The organism is Ruegeria sp. CDSB022 (assembly GCF_059611145.1).
Genome location: NZ_JBXWOZ010000002.1, coordinates 39,465 through 60,322, shown reverse-complemented (window position 1 = coordinate 60,322; position 20,858 = coordinate 39,465). Strand labels below are relative to the sequence as shown.

General features: G+C 56.7%; 18 protein-coding genes and 1 pseudogene. 3 read left to right on the top strand and 16 right to left on the bottom strand.

Annotated elements, in window-relative coordinates:
* Nucleotides 1-75: 75 nt before the first annotated feature.
* The 4 genes from uxuA to AC2FIZ_RS05670 are packed head-to-tail and all read right to left on the bottom strand — an operon-like array spanning nucleotide 76 to nucleotide 4,317.
* Nucleotides 76-1,257, bottom strand: a complete 1,182-nt coding sequence (uxuA, locus tag AC2FIZ_RS05685; protein WP_496790719.1) for a mannonate dehydratase — start codon at nucleotides 1,255-1,257, stop codon at nucleotides 76-78.
* Complete coding sequence (locus AC2FIZ_RS05680; protein WP_281994847.1) at nucleotides 1,254-2,306, bottom strand: Gfo/Idh/MocA family protein; 1,053 nt, start codon at nucleotides 2,304-2,306, stop codon at nucleotides 1,254-1,256. The genes uxuA and AC2FIZ_RS05680 overlap by 4 nt, the downstream gene beginning before the upstream one ends.
* Nucleotides 2,303-3,304, bottom strand: coding sequence for a Gfo/Idh/MocA family protein (locus tag AC2FIZ_RS05675; RefSeq protein ID WP_281994846.1), 1,002 nt, complete (start codon nucleotides 3,302-3,304; stop codon nucleotides 2,303-2,305). The genes AC2FIZ_RS05680 and AC2FIZ_RS05675 overlap by 4 nt, the downstream gene beginning before the upstream one ends.
* On the bottom strand, nucleotides 3,301-4,317 hold the full coding sequence (locus AC2FIZ_RS05670; protein WP_496790718.1) for a Gfo/Idh/MocA family protein: 1,017 nt from the start codon (nucleotides 4,315-4,317) through the stop codon (nucleotides 3,301-3,303). The genes AC2FIZ_RS05675 and AC2FIZ_RS05670 overlap by 4 nt, the downstream gene beginning before the upstream one ends.
* A 123-nt stretch (nucleotides 4,318-4,440) precedes the next feature.
* On the opposite strand from AC2FIZ_RS05670, the gene uxaC reads away from it, so the two are divergent.
* A complete protein-coding gene (gene uxaC, locus AC2FIZ_RS05665) occupies nucleotides 4,441-5,784 on the top strand; it encodes a glucuronate isomerase (RefSeq protein WP_496790843.1) in 1,344 nt (447 codons plus the stop codon).
* Complete coding sequence (locus AC2FIZ_RS05660) at nucleotides 5,785-6,981, top strand: mannitol dehydrogenase family protein (RefSeq protein ID WP_281994844.1); 1,197 nt, start codon at nucleotides 5,785-5,787, stop codon at nucleotides 6,979-6,981. It begins immediately after the preceding gene.
* On the opposite strand, the gene AC2FIZ_RS05655 is transcribed toward AC2FIZ_RS05660, so the two are convergent.
* The 10 genes and pseudogenes from AC2FIZ_RS05655 to AC2FIZ_RS05610 all read right to left on the bottom strand — a co-directional run bounded on the left by AC2FIZ_RS05655 (nucleotide 6,968) and on the right by AC2FIZ_RS05610 (nucleotide 17,973).
* Nucleotides 6,968-7,831, bottom strand: a complete 864-nt coding sequence (locus tag AC2FIZ_RS05655; protein ID WP_496790717.1) for a sugar kinase — start codon at nucleotides 7,829-7,831, stop codon at nucleotides 6,968-6,970. The genes AC2FIZ_RS05660 and AC2FIZ_RS05655 overlap by 14 nt on opposite strands.
* Entirely contained in the window at nucleotides 7,828-8,709 is an 882-nt protein-coding gene (locus AC2FIZ_RS05650; protein ID WP_281994842.1) for a DMT family transporter, read from the bottom strand. The genes AC2FIZ_RS05655 and AC2FIZ_RS05650 overlap by 4 nt, the downstream gene beginning before the upstream one ends.
* Nucleotides 8,710-8,712: 3 nt before the next feature.
* Nucleotides 8,713-9,642, bottom strand: a pseudogene (locus tag AC2FIZ_RS05645) (NAD(P)-dependent oxidoreductase); the annotation flags it as partial.
* 98 nt (nucleotides 9,643-9,740) lie between these two features.
* A complete protein-coding gene (locus AC2FIZ_RS05640; RefSeq protein WP_281994841.1) occupies nucleotides 9,741-10,745 on the bottom strand; it encodes a Gfo/Idh/MocA family protein in 1,005 nt (334 codons plus the stop codon).
* On the bottom strand, nucleotides 10,742-12,244 hold the full coding sequence (locus tag AC2FIZ_RS05635) for a UxaA family hydrolase (protein WP_496790714.1): 1,503 nt from the start codon (nucleotides 12,242-12,244) through the stop codon (nucleotides 10,742-10,744). The genes AC2FIZ_RS05640 and AC2FIZ_RS05635 overlap by 4 nt, the downstream gene beginning before the upstream one ends.
* A 24-nt stretch (nucleotides 12,245-12,268) precedes the next feature.
* Nucleotides 12,269-13,219, bottom strand: coding sequence for a phytanoyl-CoA dioxygenase family protein (locus tag AC2FIZ_RS05630; protein ID WP_281994839.1), 951 nt, complete (start codon nucleotides 13,217-13,219; stop codon nucleotides 12,269-12,271).
* A 10-nt stretch (nucleotides 13,220-13,229) separates the two neighbouring features.
* Nucleotides 13,230-14,852, bottom strand: coding sequence for a TRAP transporter large permease (locus AC2FIZ_RS05625; protein ID WP_142634770.1), 1,623 nt, complete (start codon nucleotides 14,850-14,852; stop codon nucleotides 13,230-13,232).
* Nucleotides 14,852-15,694: a TRAP transporter small permease subunit gene (locus AC2FIZ_RS05620; protein WP_246097147.1), complete on the bottom strand. Its 843-nt coding sequence runs from the start codon at nucleotides 15,692-15,694 to the stop codon at nucleotides 14,852-14,854. The genes AC2FIZ_RS05625 and AC2FIZ_RS05620 overlap by 1 nt, the downstream gene beginning before the upstream one ends.
* 16 nt (nucleotides 15,695-15,710) lie before the next feature.
* Nucleotides 15,711-16,880 (bottom strand): mandelate racemase/muconate lactonizing enzyme family protein, encoded by a 1,170-nt coding sequence (locus tag AC2FIZ_RS05615; protein WP_142634768.1) that lies wholly within the window; start codon nucleotides 16,878-16,880, stop codon nucleotides 15,711-15,713.
* Between the two features lie 79 nt (nucleotides 16,881-16,959).
* Entirely contained in the window at nucleotides 16,960-17,973 is a 1,014-nt protein-coding gene (locus AC2FIZ_RS05610; RefSeq protein ID WP_142635164.1) for a TRAP transporter substrate-binding protein, read from the bottom strand.
* 198 nt (nucleotides 17,974-18,171) lie between these two features.
* On the opposite strand from AC2FIZ_RS05610, the gene AC2FIZ_RS05605 reads away from it, so the two are divergent.
* A complete protein-coding gene (locus AC2FIZ_RS05605) occupies nucleotides 18,172-18,822 on the top strand; it encodes a GntR family transcriptional regulator (RefSeq protein WP_142634766.1) in 651 nt (216 codons plus the stop codon).
* Here the strand turns inward: AC2FIZ_RS05605 and denD are convergent.
* Entirely contained in the window at nucleotides 18,819-19,787 is a 969-nt protein-coding gene (gene denD, locus AC2FIZ_RS05600) for a D-erythronate dehydrogenase (RefSeq protein WP_282027516.1), read from the bottom strand. The two genes, AC2FIZ_RS05605 and denD, sit on opposite strands and share 4 nt — an antisense overlap.
* Complete coding sequence (locus AC2FIZ_RS05595) at nucleotides 19,784-20,668, bottom strand: NAD(P)-dependent oxidoreductase (RefSeq protein WP_281994837.1); 885 nt, start codon at nucleotides 20,666-20,668, stop codon at nucleotides 19,784-19,786. The genes denD and AC2FIZ_RS05595 overlap by 4 nt, the downstream gene beginning before the upstream one ends.
* Between the last annotated feature and the right edge of the window lie 190 nt (nucleotides 20,669-20,858).

Here is a 20,858-nt window from a genome sequence, read left to right as displayed (position 1 = left end):
AAGTAAACGAAGAATGCGGCGCACAGGCAAGCAAAGAAGTGTTACGGACGGAAAGAAACTGCCTGATCCGACGTGTCAGGAAAACGCCGCCATGATGCCGCGCAATTCTGCCAGCCCGCGCATTCGTCCGATCAGCGGATAGCCGGGAGCGCTGTGTCCGCCCAGATCGCTCAGCAGCTCTTGTCCGTGGTCGGGTCGCATCGGAATTTGCCAGTCGTCCCGCCCTTGAGATTTGCGGCGGCGTTGTTCTTTCATCAGCTCGCGAATGGTTCCGATCATGTCAGTGTCGCCCTCCAGATGCGGAGCCTCATAGAAATCGGGCTTCTGGCTGTCTGACCCCGCGATGCGTCGGGTGTTTCGCAAGTGAACAAAGTGAATCCGGTCGCCATGCCGGCGAACGAACTCCGGCCCATCGAATTCAGGGGAAACACCCAGCGATCCGGTACACAAGGTTGCGCCGTTCGCGGGCATATCAACCGCATCCAGTACGGCGCCGTAGTCCTCGGTACTGGACATGACCCGCGGCAGACCGAGCAACGAGAAGGGCGGATCATCGGGATGACAGCACAAGCGCACCCCCAATTCTTGGGCTATCGGGGCGACCTCAGACAGGAAGTCGATGAGGTTTGCGCGCAGCCGGTCACGGTCTATCTCGGCATATGTCTGCAGCAAGCCGCTCACGTCCTCTACGCTCCACTGATCGTTGGCGCCGGGCAGCCCCGCAGTGACATTGTGCTGCAACTGGGCCTTGGATTCATCCGACATGCGCATGAAGCGATCCTTGGCCGCTTGGCGGACGTCGCCGGAATAGTCTTCGGACGCGCCCGGACGTTCGAGAATATGTATATCAAAAACTGCAATATCGGTCAGGTCGAACAGCATGGCCGTTCCGCCATGCGGCTGTGGGGCACGAAGGGCGGTGCGCGTCCAATCCAGGATCGGCATGAAGTTGTAGCAAACAATTTTGACGCCACGGACGGACAGGGCCCTGAGGCTGGACTTGTACGCCTGCAGATGCTCGGCCATGTCTGCCGACTGCGTCTTGATCGCCTCCGATACGGGCAGGCTTTCGACAACGTCCCAACTGTACCCGGCCGCGGCAAGAACGGCCTGCCGTTCGGCGATGCTCTGTTCATCCCAAGGCTGTCCGGGTGGGATGTGATGCAGCGCGGTGACGATTCCCTGAACCCCGACTTGATGGAGATCGGCCAGGGCGATCGGATCCTCGGGTCCGAACCAACGCCAGCATTGTTTCATGGCAGCCATCCTTCATACAGTGGGTGATCGGGCCTGATGGGAAGGGCAACGCGCTGCCCGGTGCGCGCCGCGTGATAAATCGCCGTAACAAGGCCGATGGACGCAGCGCCATCCTTCAGCGTAACGGCCGAATTTGCCTCGGACCGCAGCGCTTTGCCGACTTCGGTAAAAAAACCTTCGAACCCCGTTGGCTCGGCAGCGGCGGCGGCAAGAGCCGCGTCGATAGCGGCTTGATCCGCCGGATCCCGCGCGGCGAATGTCCAAGGCGTTTGGCCCGGGGCATAGGGTTCCGTGCCAGAGGTGGCGGTCACCTTTTCAAAGACGAACCGCAGCCGGGTTTCGTCCGTGGCGGCGCCTAGTGTGATATTGCTTGTGCACAATGCTCCGGAAGTCATGCCAAAGCAGATCGCGGCGCAGTCTTCCGTCTCGATCGGGTTGACCCGCGTCGTTGTCATTGCAGACACCCAGGCGATATCGCCCGCGATATGAGTCAGCAGATCATGGTTGTGGATGGCATGGCCCAGAACCGCGCCGCCGCGTTCACCGGCCCATGTTCCTCGCCACGGCACCGCGTAATAGTCCGCCTCTCGGGACCAATGGGTTTCAAGCGCGGCAGTTTGGACCGCTCCGGTCAGGCCTGCGCGTTGTAAGTGGCGCAGTTGGGCCAGTGACGGGCCCCACCGGTATTGAAAGACCGGAAACACCTGCTTGCCCGCGCTGCGTGCGGCTGCCGTGATCCGATCCACATCCTGCATCGAGGTCGCAAGAGGCTTTTCGCAGACAACGTGTTTTCCTGCCGCCAGTGCCTCAAGGGTGGTCGGTACATGCAGATGGGGCGGCAGGCAGATGTCGATGACATCAATCGCCGGATCATCCAGCGCGTCTTGAATGTTGGTCAGTGCTCGAAAATTCGCGTTCTGTCGAATCTGTTCGATCCGGTCCGTATTCTGGTCGACCATGGCGGCTACGCGGAAGTCGCGGTCAAGCCGTTCCAGTGCGCTCAGATGTTGCGCACCGATACCAGCGCCAAGGATCGCAACGTTGATCATCTGCGTTCCGCCATTTCCTGCGCACGTAGCGCCAGTTCCATGACCTTAAAGCAGTGGGTCTGCGTCATTGCAGTTTCGGTCCGGTTACGGATGTCATCGGCGAGGCGCGCAAAGTAGGGAAGGCCGGCGTCAGATGCGTCGATCTTTTGGCAGGTTTCACCGTTGACGATGATCAGATGGTCTGTCCCTGAGGCCCCACCCACATCAACATATTTTCGCAACTCGATATAGCCTTCGGTTCCTAGGATCGTCAGACGACCATCCCCCCAGTTCGGAAGGGCATCCGGCGTAAACCAGTCAACCCGGATGTTCCCGGTGCCATTCTCGCTTAGTAGATTGACCTCGCCAAAATCCTGCAACCCGGGATCCTTGGGGTTTGCGTAGTTCGCCACGTAAGCGTTTGTGATTTCCGCGGTTTCCGAACCTGTGTAATGCAAGAACTGATCGATCTGATGCGAGGCAATGTCGGTCAGAATTCCGCCATAGCGGTCACGCCTAAAAAACCACTCCGGCCGGGTTGCCCGGTTCAATCGGTGCGGGCCAAGTCCGACCGTTTGGATCACGCGCCCTATGGCGCCGGCCTCGACCAACTCGGTCGCCATGGTGCTAACCGGCGTTTCAAATCGTTCAGAAAAATTTACCGACCAGATTCGACCGGTGTCCGCGACCGTTCGCTTGATCTGGTCGAGTTGCTCGAACGTCGTGCAGCCCGGCTTGTCGCTCATGACATCCATGCCGTTCTGCATAGCGCGGATCGTCAACGCGGCCCTATCTGCCGGAATTGCGGAAATCAGCGCTAGATCCGCCCCGCAGGTTAGGGCGTCTTCCAATCGGGCCAGCCGCGGAGTATTGGGAAACCTTTTGACGTAGCCCGGCAGCGTTTCTGGATCGCCTTGTGTCCAGTAGCCGACGCAGTCCACGCCGATTTTACGCATGTTTTCCGTCATGCCATAGATATGGCGGTGGTCCAGACCAAGGGCGACGCAGGTCAGGCTCATGAGGCGACTCGTGTTTTCTGGCCGGTTCGATTGGCGATCTGCATCGCGTCTATGACGGCGTGAGTCAAAAGGGCACTGCGTCCGCTGGCCAGCGGCCTCGTTCTACCGGCGACGGCCTTGGCGAAATCCTCGATAACCGTCTGGTGCCATTCATGAGTGAACGCCATGGGATCGGCCCCTCCGCCTGTGGCGGACGTTTCGCCAACCGTGGATTTCCGACCGTCGAAAGTAGTCAAGGTCAGAACACCTGATTCCAGATGCGCTTTGGCGTGCGTGCCCTGGATCGTGATAGATTCAGCGGCCCCGGGATATACGGCGGTGGTTGCCATCAACGTTCCCACCGCGCCGTTATCCATTTCAAAGATTGCACCTGCCCAATCCTCGGCCTCGAGATCGTGCAACGGAGTTTTTCTCATCATGGTTTGAATGTCCGAGATCGGCCCCAGCAGCCACATCGCGAGGTCAAGCGTGTGGATTGCCTGCGAAATCATGACACCGCCTCCGTCGCGTGCATAAGTGCCGCGACCTGGCTCGTCATAGTAGCTCTGATTGCGCCACCAGGGGACATGGATTTCCACCGTGGCGATCGCGCCCAACTCACCCTGTACAATGGCTGATTTCAGCGCCTGCGAAGCGGCGCGGGCGCGGTGCTGAAAGACTATGCCCAGCGGAACACCAGACACCTCGCACTGCTCGACAATGGCCGTCGCGGCGTCCAGCGTTCTTTCGATGGGCTTTTCCATCAGGATCGGTTTCGAAGCGGTAGAAAGAACCCGCACCAACTCTGTGCGCTGATCAGGCGGGGTTGCGATGATCGCAAAGTCGACGTCTGGTTCGTTTGCGATTTCCTCGACCGAGCTGAATGTGCGGGTGTCGTTTCGCTGCGCGAACTCAGCTGCTTTTTCAGGATTGCGCCCGAGGACGCCGGCAAGATTGAGGCCTTGGTCCGATGCCCGAATGGCAGCCACATGCGTGCCCGAAACCATCCCCAAACCAATCAGCGCAATATTCATTCATTCCCCCGGATCACCCGGTCAGTCTGCGGGTTCGAACGGGAAAGATGCAACCATTAAAAACTGTGTTAACAATTGCGGGCAGCAGTATCGGAGGAAGAATTGACCGATAATTTGAATGGCATGGCAGAAGACCTGTACCTGGGCATCAAGAACCTGCCGATCGTGTCTCCGCATGGTCACTGCGATCCGGGGTGGTTTGCAGCCGATGAGCCGTTTCCCAACCCGGCCGAGCTGCTGGTGGTTCCCGACCATTACGTGTTTCGTATGCTCTATTCGCAGGGCGTTCCCTTGTCCGAACTTGGCGTTGGGGAAGAGGGGCGAAAGAAGGATCCTCGCGCCGTATTTCGCACCTTTGCCGAGCACTGGCATCTGTTTCTGGGAACGCCATCTCGGATATGGATGAACTACGTGCTGCATGAAACGTTGGGCGTGTCTGAGGAGTTGTCTTCGCGCACGGCTGACCTGATTTATGATAAGATCTCAGAAAAGCTGGTGCGACCCGAATTTCGTCCGAGGGCTTTGTTCGACAGGTTTGGGATCGAGGTTCTGGCCACCACGGATTCTGCTCTCGACGGCCTCGCGGAGCATCGGGAGATTCATACAAGTGGTTGGGGCGGGCGCGTTGTTCCGACGTTCCGCCCAGACGGGGTTTTGGATGGGGCGGACCCGGAGTTCGTACAGAACCTGAACAAGTTGGCCGAGCTGACAGGCTGCGATCTGGGCAGCTATGATGGTTACCTCAACGCGCTGCGAATGCGGCGGGCTTATTTCATCCAACTGGGATGTACTGCCACCGACCACGGTATCGAACGTGTTCAGATCGAGTGGCTGGAAGACCCGGATGCGCTGTACCAACGGCTGAGACGGCGGGAAGGTACCGAACAAGATGCTCGCCGGTTCTATGGGCATATGCTGATCGAAATGGCGCAGATGTCTGTCGATGATGGTCTGACCATGCAGATACATGCTGGCAGCAAGCGCAACACCAACGACGCGGTAATGCGGGACTTCGGACGGGACAAGGGGGCCGACATTCCAATCGCGATGAATTGGGTCACGGGCCTTGAGGCGCTTTTGAACCGGGTCGGAAACTCGGCGGAACTGCGCATCATACTCTTCACATTGGACGAAAGCACCTATGCCCGTGAACTGGCGCCCATGGCGGGACATTGGCCGTGCCTTAGGATCGGGCCGCCTTGGTGGTTCCACGACAGCCCAGCCGGTATAGCGCGGTATTTCGATCAGATTGTTGAAACGTCCGGATATTACAATCTGGCCGGATTCAATGACGACACGCGGGCTTTTCTGTCCATTCCTGCACGTCACGACCTGTGGCGACGGGGGGTGGCGATTCATCTGGCCCAGCAGGTTGCGCGCGGCTATTTCGGTCGGGACAGTGCCGAGCATCTGGCGCGGTTGTTAGCGGTCGATCTGGCGAAACAGGTTTACGGATTGCAAAGCTAGATGGGTACAATTCTTCACTTCGGCCTTGGAAACTTCGCCCGGGCGCATTTACTGGACTACACCGATCATGCGGGCGGATGGGGCGTTGTCGGCGTCAGCCTGCGTTCATCCTCGGTTCGGGATGGATTGGCGCGACAAGGTTTCGAGTACGATTTGTGCGTACAGGGGCAGGGCGTCCGGCGCATCAAAGCTCTGCGGGATGTTCTGGTCGCGCCCAAGGATTGCGCAGAGATTTTTGATGTGATGGCGGATGCCGAGATCATTTCGGCAACCGTTACCGAGAAAGGTTATCACTTGGACGCCGCGGGCAAGCTGAACCTTCAGGACCCAGCGATTGTCGCCGATCTGGCGCGTCAAGGGCCCGCGACGCTGATCGGGTTTCTAGCTTTTGGCCTTGCGGAACGGCGCAAGCCAGTGACAGTGCTAAGCTGCGACAACCGCATGGAAAACGGCAAAACGCTCGAAACGGCAGTTGCCGATTTTGCGGAAGCAGCCGGTCTGGACGTGAATTGGGACGCTGTTCGCTTTCCCAACGCGATGGTCGACCGGATCACCCCGGCTACCACGGACGCCGTTCGCGCAATCAGCGGCGATCCTATGGCTGTTCCAACCGAGGCGTTCTCGGAGTGGGTGATCGAGGACAATTTCGTTGGCCCACATCCGGATTGGCCGGGCGTGCAACTGGTCGATGACGTGGCCCCGCACGAGATGCGAAAGCTGCGCATGTTGAACGGTGCCCATTCCCTCTTGGCTTATGCCGGGTTGGAACAAGGCCTGAACTACGTTCACGAAGCGGTTCGAGACCGGGTTTTGCGCCCGCTGGTTGCCGAGTTGATGCTGGATGTGGGCGCAACGCTGCCCGCTGCACTGCAAGCACAAGCTCCGGACTATGCCGAGGCTCTGTTGCGCCGTTTTGAAAACCCCGAGCTGGCGCACCGTCTGGACCAAATCGCGATGGATGGCAGCCAGAAGCTGCCGTATCGCTTTGTTCCCACACTCCGTGAAACCGGCTCTCAGGCAGTGATCGCGGGGATGCGGGCCTGGATCTCCTATTGCGTGTCTGAGACAGCCGAAGGCAGGGCGCTGACCGATCCTTGCGCGTTGGAAATCGCCTCGGCTGTCAAGCAGCCAGATCCGGTAGTACCGCTCTTGGGTCTTATTGGTGCTGAGGATCTCGCGCCACTTATCCGGGAATGATCGCGCCGCGGAACTGAACAACGGTGGAAGCCAGATTGTGTCCAGCCATCAGGGCCTCGGCCTGTGAATTTCCCGTCAGCAAGGCCGCGAGGTACCCACCGTTGAAACTGTCGCCCGCCGCTGTGGTATCCAGCACGTTATTGGCAGGCTCATAGGTTTGGTCAATGTTCTGGCCGATGGGCAGAGGACCATTCTCTCCGCGTTTCAACGCACCGACACCGTGATGATCGGCAAAGCGTGCCGCCACCTGATCAGTGCTTTCCCCGAAAAGCGCCATCTCATCGTCGATAGATGGTAGGGCAATATCTGCACGCTGCCAAAGCCGTTGGTTGATTTGCCGGGCGTGTTCGACGCTGTCCCAGAGACGCGGACGAAAATTGCTGTCATAGACCAACCGAACTGAAGAGCCTTCTAGCCAGTCCAGAAGCGCAAGCCTCACCGAATGCGGAAGAATGGCTACGGAAATCCCTGACAAGTACAGCACGTCGTAACCGTTAAGTGGGCTGAAGTCGTGATCGGCAAATAGCTGACGGGCGGCCGCCTCGCTGCGCCAATAGGTAAAGCTGCGTTCACCGTCCGCAGATGTCGTGATTGCGTATAATCCCGGAGAGGCGTTCGGAATGATGCGGATGCCGGATGTCCCGATTCCATGACTGGCGATAAAGCCGGCGATGCGCCCTGAGAACGGGTCGTCGCCCAGACATGTCATATACTCCACCTGCAGATCAGGAGCGGCGCGGTGCATGTAGATGGCCGTGTTCAGCGTATCCCCCGCGACGCCCACCTTTGCACCGGTTTCCAGCATGGACAATTCGATCATTGCTTCGCCGATGCAGGCAATTCGCTTCATTTCTTTTCTCTCTTCCAGATGATGAGACCGGCAGTCATGATTAGAGCAGCCCCTGCCAAAGTGAATGCGCCCGGTACCGTGTCAAAGAACAAATAGCCCCAAATCGCAACGTAGATCAGGAACGAATAGGTGAATGGCATCAACTGGTTCGCCGTTCCGAACCGATGCGCGTTCGTCAATAGTTGATGCCCGCACCAGCCAAAGACGCCAAGGCCGATCAGTACAATCAGGCTCCACGTGTTTTCTGGCTGGACCCAAAACCATATGGCGAACGGCAGCAGAACCACCGTCCCGGTAAGCCCAAGGTAGAATTGCATGGTGTCCACGGCAACAACCCCGGACAGCTTGCGCGTCATGATCGAGTACAAGGCCAAAGCGGTGGCATTGTAGACGATCAACAGCATGGTCGGATGAAAGGCTGAACCAAACGGCCGCACGACAACCAACACCCCCAGAAAGCCCAGGGTAATAGCCGCCCAACGCCATGGACCCACGCGTTCTTTCAAAACGAAGACGGACAGAAAACACACGATGACCGGGCTTGAGAACATGATTGCTGACACGACGGTCAGAGGCAAAAACCGCAGGGCATAAAAATTGAAAACGGTCGCCGAGATCAGCAGCAAGGCCCGGCTAATGACCTGCCATGGATGGTCGGTCTTGAACCTGCTGGCCTCAATCCCGCCCTTGGCGATCACGCCCACAGAGATCACAAAGTGCCCCGCATAGCGCATGAATGCCAACTGAAATGCCGGCACGCCCGCCAACGCCAACCACTTGGCCCCAAGATCCACCAGCGAAAAGAATAGCCACGCCGTCAACATCAGCACGATGCCAAGGCGCGGCAGGTCCGCAGTGGGGCTGGCGGTGACGGCCATCGATCAGGTGTTGAAACGCTTGACGTAGTAGTCAACCATCTGGCTGACCATGTCGTCCGCCTGACCGTGGTCGCGCGCGTCAATCAGCGCCGAAAGCGCGCCCTGCGACATCACGCTGGTAACGCCTGCCTCGCGTGCCATGCGGTCATAATACCCAAGGTCTTTTGCCGCGTTCTTGATGGCAAAGGCCAGCTGATTTGGGTCATCCTCGACGCCGTAGGCTTTGACGAAATCCATCATTCCGGAATGCAGCGGCCCTGCGGCCATAACGTCATACACCTGCTTGCGGTCAACACCGGTAATATCTGCCATGGCAAAGGCTTCGGCCATTGCGTTCGCGACGGTCATTCCGAAGAAGTTGTTGATCAGCTTGATCGTGTGTCCGGACCCAACGGGGCCAAGGTAAAAAACGTTTTCGCCCAAGTCTTTCAGTGTCGGCTCGGCCTTGTCAAAGTCAGCCTTGTCGCCGGAAGTCATAATGTTGAGCTTGCCCGCTAGCGCGTGCGAAGGCGTACGGCCAAGCGGCGCATCAAGATAGCTTCCGCCGGCTGCGGCAACCTCCTCGGCCAAGGCGCGTGTGCTGCCTGGAAGCGAAGTGCCAAAGTCGATGACGATCGCCCCGGGTTTCAATCCCGAAATCACTCCATCTGCACCGCGCATACGGCCCTCGACCTGTTCGGAGGTACCCATGCACAGCATCACGATGTCACTGGCCTGAGCCAGCTCGTGGGCGTTTTCCATCTCGCGGGCGCCTCGGTCAATCGCGGCGTCCAGGTATGTGCGGTCGCGGTTTCCCAATACCGTGACCGAGTATCCTTGGTCCAACAGTCGGTTCACCATGGCTCCGCCCATTAGTCCCAAGCCGATAAACCCGATTGATGGTTTGCTCATTGGTTTCCCTTTCCGTAAATGTCTCTGGTTTTCATTCTTGTGTCTGGCGCGGGCGGTTTTGAAGTTCGGATGCTCATATTGCCCGGCGTGTAATCATAGGTTTTTGGGTGGCCCGGTTCTTCGCCGGGGCCGGATTTCCTTCAGGTCGGTGCCCGCGCTCGAGCTGACCGCGCTTTTAGCCCCTGTTCTATCCGTGATGTGACCTCGAGCGTCCGGGCCGCATCCTCGACGTCGATCAACGGTGAGGCGCCGTCGATCACGTCAAGGAAGTGATCCAACTGGGCCTCCAGCGGCTCGCGTTTCTGTTTCGGTCGTAGAAGTTGGTCTTTTTGGGCCGCAGTGCCCCAATCCTTTCCACACCACAGGGTCATGGAAGGAAAACTTACAGCGCCCTTGGTTCCAGTGATCCACATCATGTCCTGTCGGGTTGTGCCGATATTCGGGTTTTCGCCGGTTCCGGCCTCAAACCCCCAAGGGCTGGGTGCGGTGTCGGCAAAGCTGATAGTGCCCGTTGCGCCGTTTTCGAACGCGATCGCGATAGCCCCGCTTTCTATCCGATCTGATCCGCGGATCGACGCGCCAGGCAGGGCGACGACATCTGAGATTTCTCCGATCACAAAGCGCATGACATCGATATCATGCACCAGGTTGATCATGACTGGGCTGCCATCGAAAGTCCGCCAGTTCTGTTCAAAATAACTCTCGGGTTTGCGCATGGCCCACAGCAACGAGACGTTGATAACTTGTCCGATCGTACCTTGCGCGATCACCTCTTTCAGTTGCTGCAAGGTTGTGTGATAACGCCGATGGTGGCCTACAAGGCTGCGGACATTAGCCTGGCGAACGGCCGTCCTCAGGCGCAGGGCATCATCGACTGATGCGGCAACCGGCTTTTCGATTAGCATGTGCCAACCGCGGGATGCGGCCAGAATGCCATGTTCTGCATGCAGGCGGGTCGGCGTCGCAATGATGACGCCATCCACCGGGTCCTGCACCTCGTCCACACTAGCAAAACGCGGCACGTCTATCTTGATCGAGCCATCTGGATCGGCCAACCCGACCAACATACAGCCGGGATGCTCAATCACGGCGCGGACGTGGCGGATACCGATCAACCCACCACCGGCTACAAGGATCCTTTTCACATCACAGCTCCGATTTGCCAGGGAACGAATTCGTAGTCACCCAAGCCCTGCGCCTCGGACTTGGTCCGCGCGCCCGAGGCGACTTGGAGCAGCCGTTGGTATATTTCCCGTCCTTTTTCTTCGACGCTGGTACCTTCGGTCAGAATGTCGCCCGCATCCACGTCCATGTCTTCGGGCATGCGCGCTGCCAATTCAGAGTTAGTAGCGATTTTCAGCGTGGGTGCCGGTTTGGACCCAAATGCGGAGCCGCGCCCCGTGGTAAAGCACACAAGGTTGCACCCGGCCGCGATCTGCCCGGTCACCGAGGCCGGGTCATATCCGGGGCTGTCCATGAAGGTGAAGCCTTTGGCGGTGATGGGTTCGGCGTATTTGAATACACCGGTCAAAGGGGTGGTTCCGCCCTTCGCCGCTGCCCCCAGCGATTTCTCAAGGATGGTCGTCAGACCGCCTTGCTTGTTGCCGGGGCTTGGGTTGTTGTCCATCGAACCGTGATTGCGAGCGGTATAGTCCTGCCACCAATCGATCAGTCCGATCAGTTTGTCCCCAGTTGCACGACCAAGGGCGCGGCGGGTTAAAAGGTGTTCGGCTCCATAGATTTCGGGCGTTTCCGCAAGGACTCCTGTGCCTCCTTGGGCAATCAACAGGTCGCAGGCATGTCCGAGCGCAGGGTTCGCGGTCACACCTGACCAAGCGTCCGATCCACCGCATTGCAGCGCAACCATCAGTTCGGACGCCGGGGCTTCGCTGCGCCGCGCTTCATTGGCAAGGGGCAGCATCTGGTTGATCTTGCTGATGCCGATTTCCACGGTCCGGCGCAATCCGGCGACGTTCTGGATGTTCATCGTATGGAAGGTGGGGCTCTGCTTCAGCCCATACGCGTCCAACAGCCAGTCGATCTGGTTCATCTCGCAGCCCAGACCGACCATCAGAACAGCAGCGTGGTTGGGATGTTTCGCAAACCCCCACATGACCCGTTGAAGAGCTTCGAAACCGTCGCCAGAGTCGGCCATTCCGCAGCCCGTTCCGTGGACAAAGGCAACCACGCCGTCGACGTTCGGAAACTCTGCCAGCTTGTCCGGTGTGAAGTGGTTGGCAATCATGCGGGCCGCAGTCGCCGAACAGTTCACGGTGGTCAGAACCGCGATGTAATTGCGCGTACCGAACCGACCGTTGTCCCGGTGGTAGCCCATGAACGTATCGACCGAGGTGGCGGGTTTCATGGGCCGGTGGTCCGTCGCAAACTCGTAGTCCACGCTGGTATTACGGAACTCGATATTGTGGGTGTGCACATGGTCGCCAGGTTCGATCCGTTGGGTGGCGTAACCGATAATCTGGGCGTATTTTCTGACCGGATCACCGGGTGCAAGCATACGCGTGGCGACCTTGTGTCCCGAGGGGATGCGCGCATTGGTCGAGACATCTTCGACCATACTACCGGCCTCCAGCGGCCGAGTTGCAACCACCACGCTATCCGTTCGATCTAAACGTACAAAAGTCATAATCAGCTTTCTTGGCGGCAGCAGCTAGGCGCAGAACGGCGAGTCCGATGTCCACCGGTGAATATCTATATGCGGCTGTCCGGACAGCCTTGCTCGTGCCGCTTCCCAATTGGACTTGCAGACGCGCCAATCTCGCAGCTCGGTTTCGGGGTGCGATCTGGACCTCGCGATGAAGCTGGGGAAATGATCTCGACCGGTGGGTTGGCCTGTCGCACTGAAGCGGATGTCGAACGACCAGCGGAACCGGTCCGTTTCATTGACCAGCGAAGCATGTGGCGTCAGAGGGTGAAACAGGATGATCCCGCCTGCCTTGACAGGAAGGGGCACGGCTCGGTCTTCGTCAATGAACCCGTCGGCAATGCCTGTCTGTGTCCGCGCGCAATGCGGCAGGATGGATTGGTCTTGTGCCTTTGGCAGCACTTGCAAGCAGCCGTTTTCAACCGTTGCATCGTTGACGGCAATCCAAACCGTGACCATGTCGGTCTGGTCCGCATCCTCCAACGCAACCGCCCGGTCCTGATGCCAGTCCGTTGCGGTGATGTGCGCGCGCACCTCGTCCTTGCACAGCTTAAGGGCAGGGGGCTTCAGCCGAACGTGCTGGATCGGATTGCTGACCAACTCTGGCCCGATCAACTGCTCGACAACGTCAAGCATGGGCTGGGCCGTCAGCAAGTCGAACACTGCGGGCCCAATATGTAACGGCGTGTCCGCCATGATCCGATCGCCGGGCAGCGAGATGTCCAGCGGCTGGAAATAGTCGCAACCGGCCTGATAGGCGGACAGAAGTTTGTCCCAGAAGGTCATTCTCGACGGGTCGTTCTTGACCAGCCCTTTGTTGTACCAACCGTCATAGAGCCGGTTCAGGACATCCGAGTATTCGGCCTGTACCCGATCCAGGACATCGCCGGGAATTACATCCTCGACCACAAGGTATCCGTCCGTCCGGAACTTGCCAATCTGATCTTGTGTCAGCATGGGTGCAACCTCACAACAGCAGCGCGATGATGCCCGGCCAGATCAGAAGAACGGAAAGCGCCAGCAACTGGATCCCGATGAATGGCAGGAAGCCGCGGAAGATATCCGTCAGGCTGATATGAGGCGGGGCTACCGACTTCAGGTAGAACGCGGCCGGTCCGAAAGGTGGCGAGAGGAAGCTGACCTGCATGTTCATACAGAACACGACGCCGAACCAGATGGCGACATGACTCGGCTCTAGCTGGCCAAAGACCCCGATTTCCTCAATGGGAAGGCGCAGGACGATCGGTAAAAAGACCGGAATGATCAACAGAACGATGCCGACCCAATCCATGAATGCGCCCATGAACAGCAAGATCAGCATCATCACCAGAATGACCAGCATGGTCGGCAGCTCCTGGCCGACGATCAGGTCGGCCACGTATTGGGGCCCGCCAGCAATGGTGTAGGCACCCGCCAGCGCGGCGGCCCCGATCGTAACCCAGATAATGGTACCTGTGGATTTTAACGTCCGCATCAAGCTGTCCCAAACCAGCTCAAACGATCCCTCGCCCCGCAGGATAGCGATGATCAGGACGGCGAAGGCGCCCATGCCTGCTGCCTCGGTGATGCCTGTGATCCCGCCATAGATCGAGCCGAGAACGACGCCGATGACGACCAGCGGTGCAACGAGGCCTTTGCCCATTTCCCACCCTATTTTGGCGCGCTCTCTGCCAAAGACGAAGAAGATCAGCAGTAGGGCGACGATCGTGATGCCGGCAAACCAGGGCAGGTAGTCAGCTGTCCCCAGCCGCGCTGGTTCACCCTGGCTGGCAGCGTTTGATCCGGAAAGCTCGAAGAACGCAGCCCGGATAAACAGAACGGTGGAAAATCCGGCGACGACGATGCTCATGAAAGCCCCAAACAGTTTGCGTTTTTCAGCCGGTTCGGGGTCGTTCGGGTCCGGCTCCGGCAGCGGAGCGTGATGAGGATTCAACTGCGTGCGGATGATGATGTACAGGATGATCATTGAGGCCAACATGAAGCCGGGAATGAAAGACGCGGTGAACAGCGACTTGATCGAGGTTTCGGTGATCAGCCCATAGATGATCAGAACGATCGAGGGAGGGATCATAGTGCCAAGCGACCCCGAGGCGCAGATGACGCCGATCGCGAGATTCTGATCGTAGCCGAGGCGCAGCATCTGGGGCAGGGCGATAAGGCCCAGCAGGACAACCTCACCGCCGATGATGCCGGACATGGCCGCCATGATCACCGCCATGATCGAGGTCACGATTGCGATGCCGCCGCGTGTTCTGGACAGCCAGACATTCAACGACGAATACATGTCCCGCGCGATCCCGGACCGCTCTAGCAGCGACGCCATGAAGATAAACAATGGAACTGATATGAGCACGTAGTCCGTTAAGAGCCCGTATATCTTCTGCGCCAGGATATAGAGCGGCCCAGTGCCTGGTCGACCGGTGAGAACCCCGTCGCCGAATGAAAACGGGTTCAAAAGCAGTGTCGGTTCAAACTTCAGGACCAGAACCAGAACAGCAAGAGAAGCCGAGGCCAGACCCAAGGGCATTCCGATCGCCAGAAGCACGATCAGGGCGACCATCAGGATGAGTGAGATTGTTCCAATATCCATCAGTCTTGTCCCACCGCTCGTTTGATCATTTCAATTTCGTCTTCGTCCGGTTCATCTGTGTGGATTTCCGGTTCTTTGTTCCAATCCGCGATCAAGTTCAAAATTGCTTGCATTGCGACGAGCGTAATCACGATCAGCACCATCGGCTGCAACGTCGCCGGGATCGGAGGATTGAAGGCGGAGCCATAAAGCTCCCATTTATAGAGCTTGTTGACGAACACCTGTTTGTAGCTGCCGTAGACCAGAAAGAAGGCAAACAGTACGATCAGGATTGTCGAAACCGTATCAAAAACACGCTGAAGCCAACGTGGAACTGCGTCGTACAGCAGGAATATTCGAATGTGACTGCGTTGTTGCATGGCGTAGTAGCCAGACATCAAAAACACAAAGCTGGCGAACCAGAGTGTCATTTCGTTGGCCCACTCGGTCGGCTTTTCCAGGATATAACGCATGAAGACTTCGTAGAGCATGACGACAGTCATGATTGCGATCATCATCATGGTAACTCGGCCTATGAACAGGGCGAAACGATCCATAACCGTCGAGCCTTCGAACTCCATTGTCGCTGGGCGCACGGTCTTGGTGCCAAACACTGCAAGAAACGGTAGAAGGACGAGCGCGGCCACGTCGATGATGTCGACATACCCCCCGAACACGCCAGGTAATTCGGGCGTGACGTCGCTGCGCAGATATATTTCCGTTACCTGGCTTTTGAGGGATTCAGAGGTGTAAGGCAGCCAATCCAATAGGAATGCCGGGAGATGCCAAACAAGCCAACTGGCAGTCGCGACGAAGGCCAACGGTATGAGCCATTCAATTGGTCCGCCTGAATTCTTGTGCATCGCGTAACCCTCGTCCCTATCCTTCGATCCTGTAGTGATCGATAAAGTCTCGATCCGGCTCGACCCCCAGTCCGGGGCCAGTCGGGATCATGACACGGCCGTTGTTGGCCTTGACCTGATTTTGAATTTCCAGCGGTACGGTCAGCAGATCGTCCCGAAACTTGTTGTCCGTCGTGTCGAACTCCAGCATAGGCTCCCAAGGATGCAAGCCGCCTGGAATTGGGGGCATGGCCGCCAGTAAATGCAGATTAGTTGCGACAGCGATGGCGCTACCCCAGACGTGATTTACGACCGGAGTGAAATGTGCGTGGCATAGTGCTAGTATCCTGAGATACTCTGAAACACCGCCCAAAGCGCATACTTCTGGCTGCGCTATATCGATGCCGCGATTTTCAAGAAGATTGCGCCAAGCCCAGCGATTGAAAACTGCCTCCCCGCCCGAGATGTTGACTTTCAGCGAAGTGCGCAATTCGCGGTACCCGTCAATGTCTTCTGGCGCGACAGGTTCTTCGAACCAATATACGTCCAGTTCTTCCAACGCCCGACCGACAAAAAATGCGTCCGAAGTCGTATAAGCATGGTTTGCATCGACCATATAAGGAAAGTCGTCACCAACTCCGCGTCGAACTGCTTCGCACAGCTTCACATCAGGCTTCGGGCCAAAGCCCGTTTTCATTTTGGTGGCGGTAAATCCCATTTCTTTGATCTTTGCGGCTTCCTCCTCAAAACGGCTGGCCAGACTAGAAATCGGTTCATCCCGAAGCATCATGCCGTAGCCGTAGCAAGGAACGCTTGTGCGATGCGCGCCGCCGACAAGCTTATGGAGGGGGAGGCCAGAGATTTTGCCGGTGATATCCCAAAGTGCGATGTCCACCCCGGACAAAGCCTGTATTGGCATTCCGCTTTGGCCATGGTCTCGCAGAAGGTTGTACACCTTGTGCCAGATCACGTCTTTGTCCAAAGGGTCCATGCCAAGGACCAATGGTTGGATTACCTTTTCTACGATAGACTTGTTGGCAATGGCTACGTTTCCGGGACCAAAACACTCCCCCCAACCGGTTACCCCTTCATCTGTCTGAATCTCGACCAGATGGGTTGTACGCTTGTCATAATACTGTTGCGAATAGCCCAAAACTTCCGGCATGTCGTACTGCAGTATGTGACTTATTATTCTGTTGATTTTCATGAAGTTCTGGATCCCGGCGCCAATCCGGAGGGGCCGCTAGAGCGGCCTCTCCGTGCGTCGTAATTCGGTCGAAGCCTGACTACTGCATTGCTCCCAGGTCACGCAGGAAGTTGATGTGGCTTTCCAAAAGCGCCTGTGCCTCAGGGGTCGTCGCGAATTCAGTCCAACCGACCTGAACGGCCGCGCGATACGCTGCCAGGTCTTCAGGCGACCATTCGTACAACTGAACACCTTTTGCTTTCAGGTCTTTTGCAGTCTGAGCGTTCTGCACTTCATTGATTGTGGCATTGTGCAATGCCAAGCTATCCATTGCGACTTCCATGATCTTCTTGTGGTGCGCGGGCATAGCTTCCCAAACTTCTTTGCGACAGGCTAGGTGATCTGCCGGCATCGAGTGAAAACCGGGATAGTTTGTGTGACCTGCGATCTCGTACAGACCCAGTCCCACGTTGTTAGTCAGGTTCGCGGCATCCGCGCCATCAATGATACCGGTTTCCAAAGCCGTAAAGATTTCGTTGAAGTCCATAACGATCGGAGAAGCACCAAGTTCCGCGAACACTTTGGTCGCAAGGCCTGGAGGGGAGCGGAATTTCCAATCTTTGAAGTCGTCCACTTTTGCAATCGGCTTGGTCGAAGAAAGCGACTCCGGCCCGGGAATCCACCATCCGATGAACTCCATGTCGTAGCCGTTGTATAGATCATTCACAGCTTCTCTTCCGCCGCCATGAAGAAGCCAAGCCATTTGCTGATATGGGTTCTGATACCCGCCGAGCAGGTCGCCCGCAAACTGGAAGGCCGGATTTTTACCGGTCTGATAGCCGCCGCCCGTCATGTCGCAGTCCAAAATCCCCGTAGCAGCGGCATCGAAGGTTTCAACTGATTTGACCACCGAAGAGGAATAGAACATTTCAACTTCGATTTCGCCGTTCGACATCTCCTGAATGTCTTCAACGAATTTTGCAGCCATCTGACCAGAAAGAGTTTCGGGCGAAAAATGGGTTTGAATTCTAAGTTTCGTTGTTTCAGCCATCGCGAAACCGGCTGCCATTGTCGTGGCTACGGCCGCCACGGCCGCTGTCTTGACTATTTTCATGGTGTCCTCCCAGACGTTGAGCATTGCGCTTAGTGGGAGATCTTGTCGCCTCCGCTGCTGTCACGCAGATAGACGTTAAGCCGACGAATCGAATGCAACAAGAAAAATTTGAAATTTCTAAAAATTTCGAGATTATTGCATAAATTCGAAAAATTGCTTACGACGCTACTTGGACAAAAATTGAAGGCGCATACCTGGATGAAAGAAGAAATCGATATTTATCAAGACCTTAAAATGCGCCTAATCTCTAATGGATTTGAGCATGGAGCCAAGGTGAGAGCCGAAGAACTTCGTAATGAGTATGGCTGTTCTGCGAGTGCGGTTCGGGAAGTCCTTTTTCGTTTGGCCGCTGTTGGATTGGTGGACTTTCAGGAACAAAAAGGTTTCCGCGTGCCGATGCGTTCGCCGCAGAAGCTTATCGAATTGACACACGTCCGTGTTTTGTTGGAGGCCGAAGGCACTGCGATGTCGATCCGCAATGGCGGAGTGGATTGGGAAGCAAGATTGACGGCCGCTCATCACAAACTTAGCCATATCGAAAAACGCATACACTCCACAGACGACCCGAGCGGCCTTATCGAGATATGGTTTGCCTCGGAGAAGGAGTTTCACCAAACGCTTATTTCTGCCTGTGGCTCGGAAACCTTAAAACAAATGCATAGCCGAGTTTACGCGCAATTCAGACAGCAATTGATGGTGGCAGATCGGAACTTTGAGTTCATTTCTCAAAACATAAGACACCATGCCGATATACTTGAAGCAGCATTGTCAGGGGATGAGCAGTTAACACGAGAAAAGATTCACGATCATCTGAAACGCCACCTAACTGGAAAGACGATGGGCGACTAAAGCCGAAAATCGTCTTCCAAATACACCTGAATGATTTCGTCGAAGCTTGATTCCGCCTTGAACCCCAACTCCCGAGCGCGATCTGTTTGAAAGTCGCGCGGCCAATTCTTGACTATTCGTTCGATTGCCTCGTCGGGTTCTCGCCTGATGAGGCCAACTGCATCTTGACCGGCCACATCGCGCAGCGCTTCGATTTGTTCGGCGACGGTGCAACTTACGCCCGGCATGTTTAATGCGCGTCTGTCATTCAAAAGCTGCGTGTCCAGTGTTGCTGCATGGGTCAAAAAAGTCGCAGCGGCGCGGGGGCTGGCGTGCCAGTGGCGAACAGTTACGGCAACTGGTAAGACAGCCTCATCCCCATTCAGTGGCTCTCGGATTATACCTGAAAAGAAGGAAGAAGCGGCAGCGTTGGCCTTGCCCGGGCGTACACACAAAGTGGGCAAGCGCAAGGAAATACCGTCGATGTATCCTTTCCTGCTGAAATCCGTGATCATCAACTCAGACGCTGCTTTCTGCGCTCCGTAACTGGTCAAAGGTGCCGAGAGGAACTCATCGCCAATCTTTTCAGGGAACGGTGCTCCGAAAACTGCTATGGACGAGGCAAAAACCAGACGAGGCGTGTACTCGCCTCCTGATGCCGCGTGTTCATCTCTGAGTGCATTCAGCAGTGCCCAGGTCGCCATAAGGTTGACATCCCAGCCCAACGCAAAGTCTTTCTCAGCTTGGCCTGAAACGATAGCTGCAAGGTGGAATATGACGACCGGGCGCTGAGCTGCAACAGACTTGGCGATGCCTGGTGCAGTCAAGTTCCCCACAATTTGCTTACCTGGCGCACTGTCGAGCGGGAACGAGAGATCGAACAGTGAGATTTGGGCTTCTGGTCCAAAAGTTTCTTGGGTCGAAATTCTATGAGCCAGTTTCTGGCCCAGCATTCCTCCACCGCCTAACACAAGGATCCTCGTCACAGCATCCCGTTCCGTTTTTTAAGTTCCAAATACAAGGCCGAATGATCCAGCTCAGCCCCATCCATTTCGTCTATCAAATATTCGAAACGGTCGCGCACAGATTGGGTGCTGGGTAGCTCAACGCGAAGGCTGCGCGCTTCCTCTAGTGTGTTGTCCAAATCCTTTATTTGAAACTTAGACAAACCTCCGGGTACAAAATTTCCGTCAGACATGCGTTCGCCATGTTGTTGCAAAATAATGCTATCCGCAAAGCCCCCCTTCAGCGCGGCCCTCAACGCGGTTGGGTCTGCACCGCCTTGCTGAGCCAGTAGTGTCGCTTCGGCGACAGCAGATATTGTCACAGCGACAATTGTTTGATTGGCCAATTTGCACAATTGACCGGAACCACTTGGGCCAACATGCACAGGCCGGCCTATTGCTGTCAGAACCGGTCGCATGCGCTCCATAACGTCCTTATCACCACCGACCATGATCGCAAGGGTGCCAGCTTCGGCTCCTTTGGTGCCACCGGAAACCGGGGCGTCCAGATGCTGCACCCCCATCGAGGATAATTGCGCGGATTGCTCTCTGGCGTGTTCGGGTTTAGCGCTGGACATATCAATCCAGATCATCCCCGGTTTGAGTTGTTCGCGGAAAGCCTCGTCAGAAAGTAGCGCGCCGGTCGCGTACCCATCCGACAGCATGGTTACTATTACGTCTGCACCCGAAACCGCCAGCGGGGCAGTTTCCGCCAATGTCGCGCCTTCTGCCGTCAACGGTTTTGCCTTTTTCAAGCTGCGGTTCCATACGGTTAGCGGATATTCGGCGCGCAAAATATTCCTCGCCATAGGAGCGCCCATCAGGCCGGTTCCCAATAGAGCTACTTTTAACTGCTTGCTCATAATCCTCTGTCCTTCCGAAGGTGCGCCACGCATGGTTATGGCCAAACCAAAATCTCTGACATACGCTAACGGCTCTGGGCCCACATGCCAGAAGTCGTTGCAAATCCGCCAAGGTTTCTCTGCTTCTCGGTTGATCTGTGGGACGAAGTAACACTTGTCCAGTCGCCACTTTTAGGGTCGGAAAATATAT

Bases quoted from the DNA above. Each gene is read 5' to 3' on its own strand.
- uxuA (WP_496790719.1), bottom strand. From the start codon at position 1,257: ATGAAACAATGCTGGCGTTGGTTCGGACCCGAGGATCCGATCGCCCTG.
- AC2FIZ_RS05680 (WP_281994847.1), bottom strand. From the start codon at position 2,306: ATGATCAACGTTGCGATCCTTGGCGCTGGTATCGGTGCGCAACATCTG.
- AC2FIZ_RS05675 (WP_281994846.1), bottom strand. From the start codon at position 3,304: ATGAGCCTGACCTGCGTCGCCCTTGGTCTGGACCACCGCCATATCTAT.
- AC2FIZ_RS05670 (WP_496790718.1), bottom strand. From the start codon at position 4,317: ATGAATATTGCGCTGATTGGTTTGGGGATGGTTTCGGGCACGCATGTG.
- uxaC (WP_496790843.1), top strand. From the start codon at position 4,441: ATGGCAGAAGACCTGTACCTGGGCATCAAGAACCTGCCGATCGTGTCT.
- AC2FIZ_RS05660 (WP_281994844.1), top strand. From the start codon at position 5,785: ATGGGTACAATTCTTCACTTCGGCCTTGGAAACTTCGCCCGGGCGCAT.
- AC2FIZ_RS05655 (WP_496790717.1), bottom strand. From the start codon at position 7,831: ATGAAGCGAATTGCCTGCATCGGCGAAGCAATGATCGAATTGTCCATG.
- AC2FIZ_RS05650 (WP_281994842.1), bottom strand. From the start codon at position 8,709: ATGGCCGTCACCGCCAGCCCCACTGCGGACCTGCCGCGCCTTGGCATC.
- AC2FIZ_RS05635 (WP_496790714.1), bottom strand. From the start codon at position 12,244: ATGACTTTTGTACGTTTAGATCGAACGGATAGCGTGGTGGTTGCAACT.
- AC2FIZ_RS05630 (WP_281994839.1), bottom strand. From the start codon at position 13,219: ATGCTGACACAAGATCAGATTGGCAAGTTCCGGACGGACGGATACCTT.
- AC2FIZ_RS05625 (WP_142634770.1), bottom strand. From the start codon at position 14,852: ATGGATATTGGAACAATCTCACTCATCCTGATGGTCGCCCTGATCGTG.
- AC2FIZ_RS05620 (WP_246097147.1), bottom strand. From the start codon at position 15,694: ATGCACAAGAATTCAGGCGGACCAATTGAATGGCTCATACCGTTGGCC.
- AC2FIZ_RS05615 (WP_142634768.1), bottom strand. From the start codon at position 16,880: ATGAAAATCAACAGAATAATAAGTCACATACTGCAGTACGACATGCCG.
- AC2FIZ_RS05610 (WP_142635164.1), bottom strand. From the start codon at position 17,973: ATGAAAATAGTCAAGACAGCGGCCGTGGCGGCCGTAGCCACGACAATG.
- AC2FIZ_RS05605 (WP_142634766.1), top strand. From the start codon at position 18,172: ATGAAAGAAGAAATCGATATTTATCAAGACCTTAAAATGCGCCTAATC.
- AC2FIZ_RS05595 (WP_281994837.1), bottom strand. From the start codon at position 20,668: ATGAGCAAGCAGTTAAAAGTAGCTCTATTGGGAACCGGCCTGATGGGC.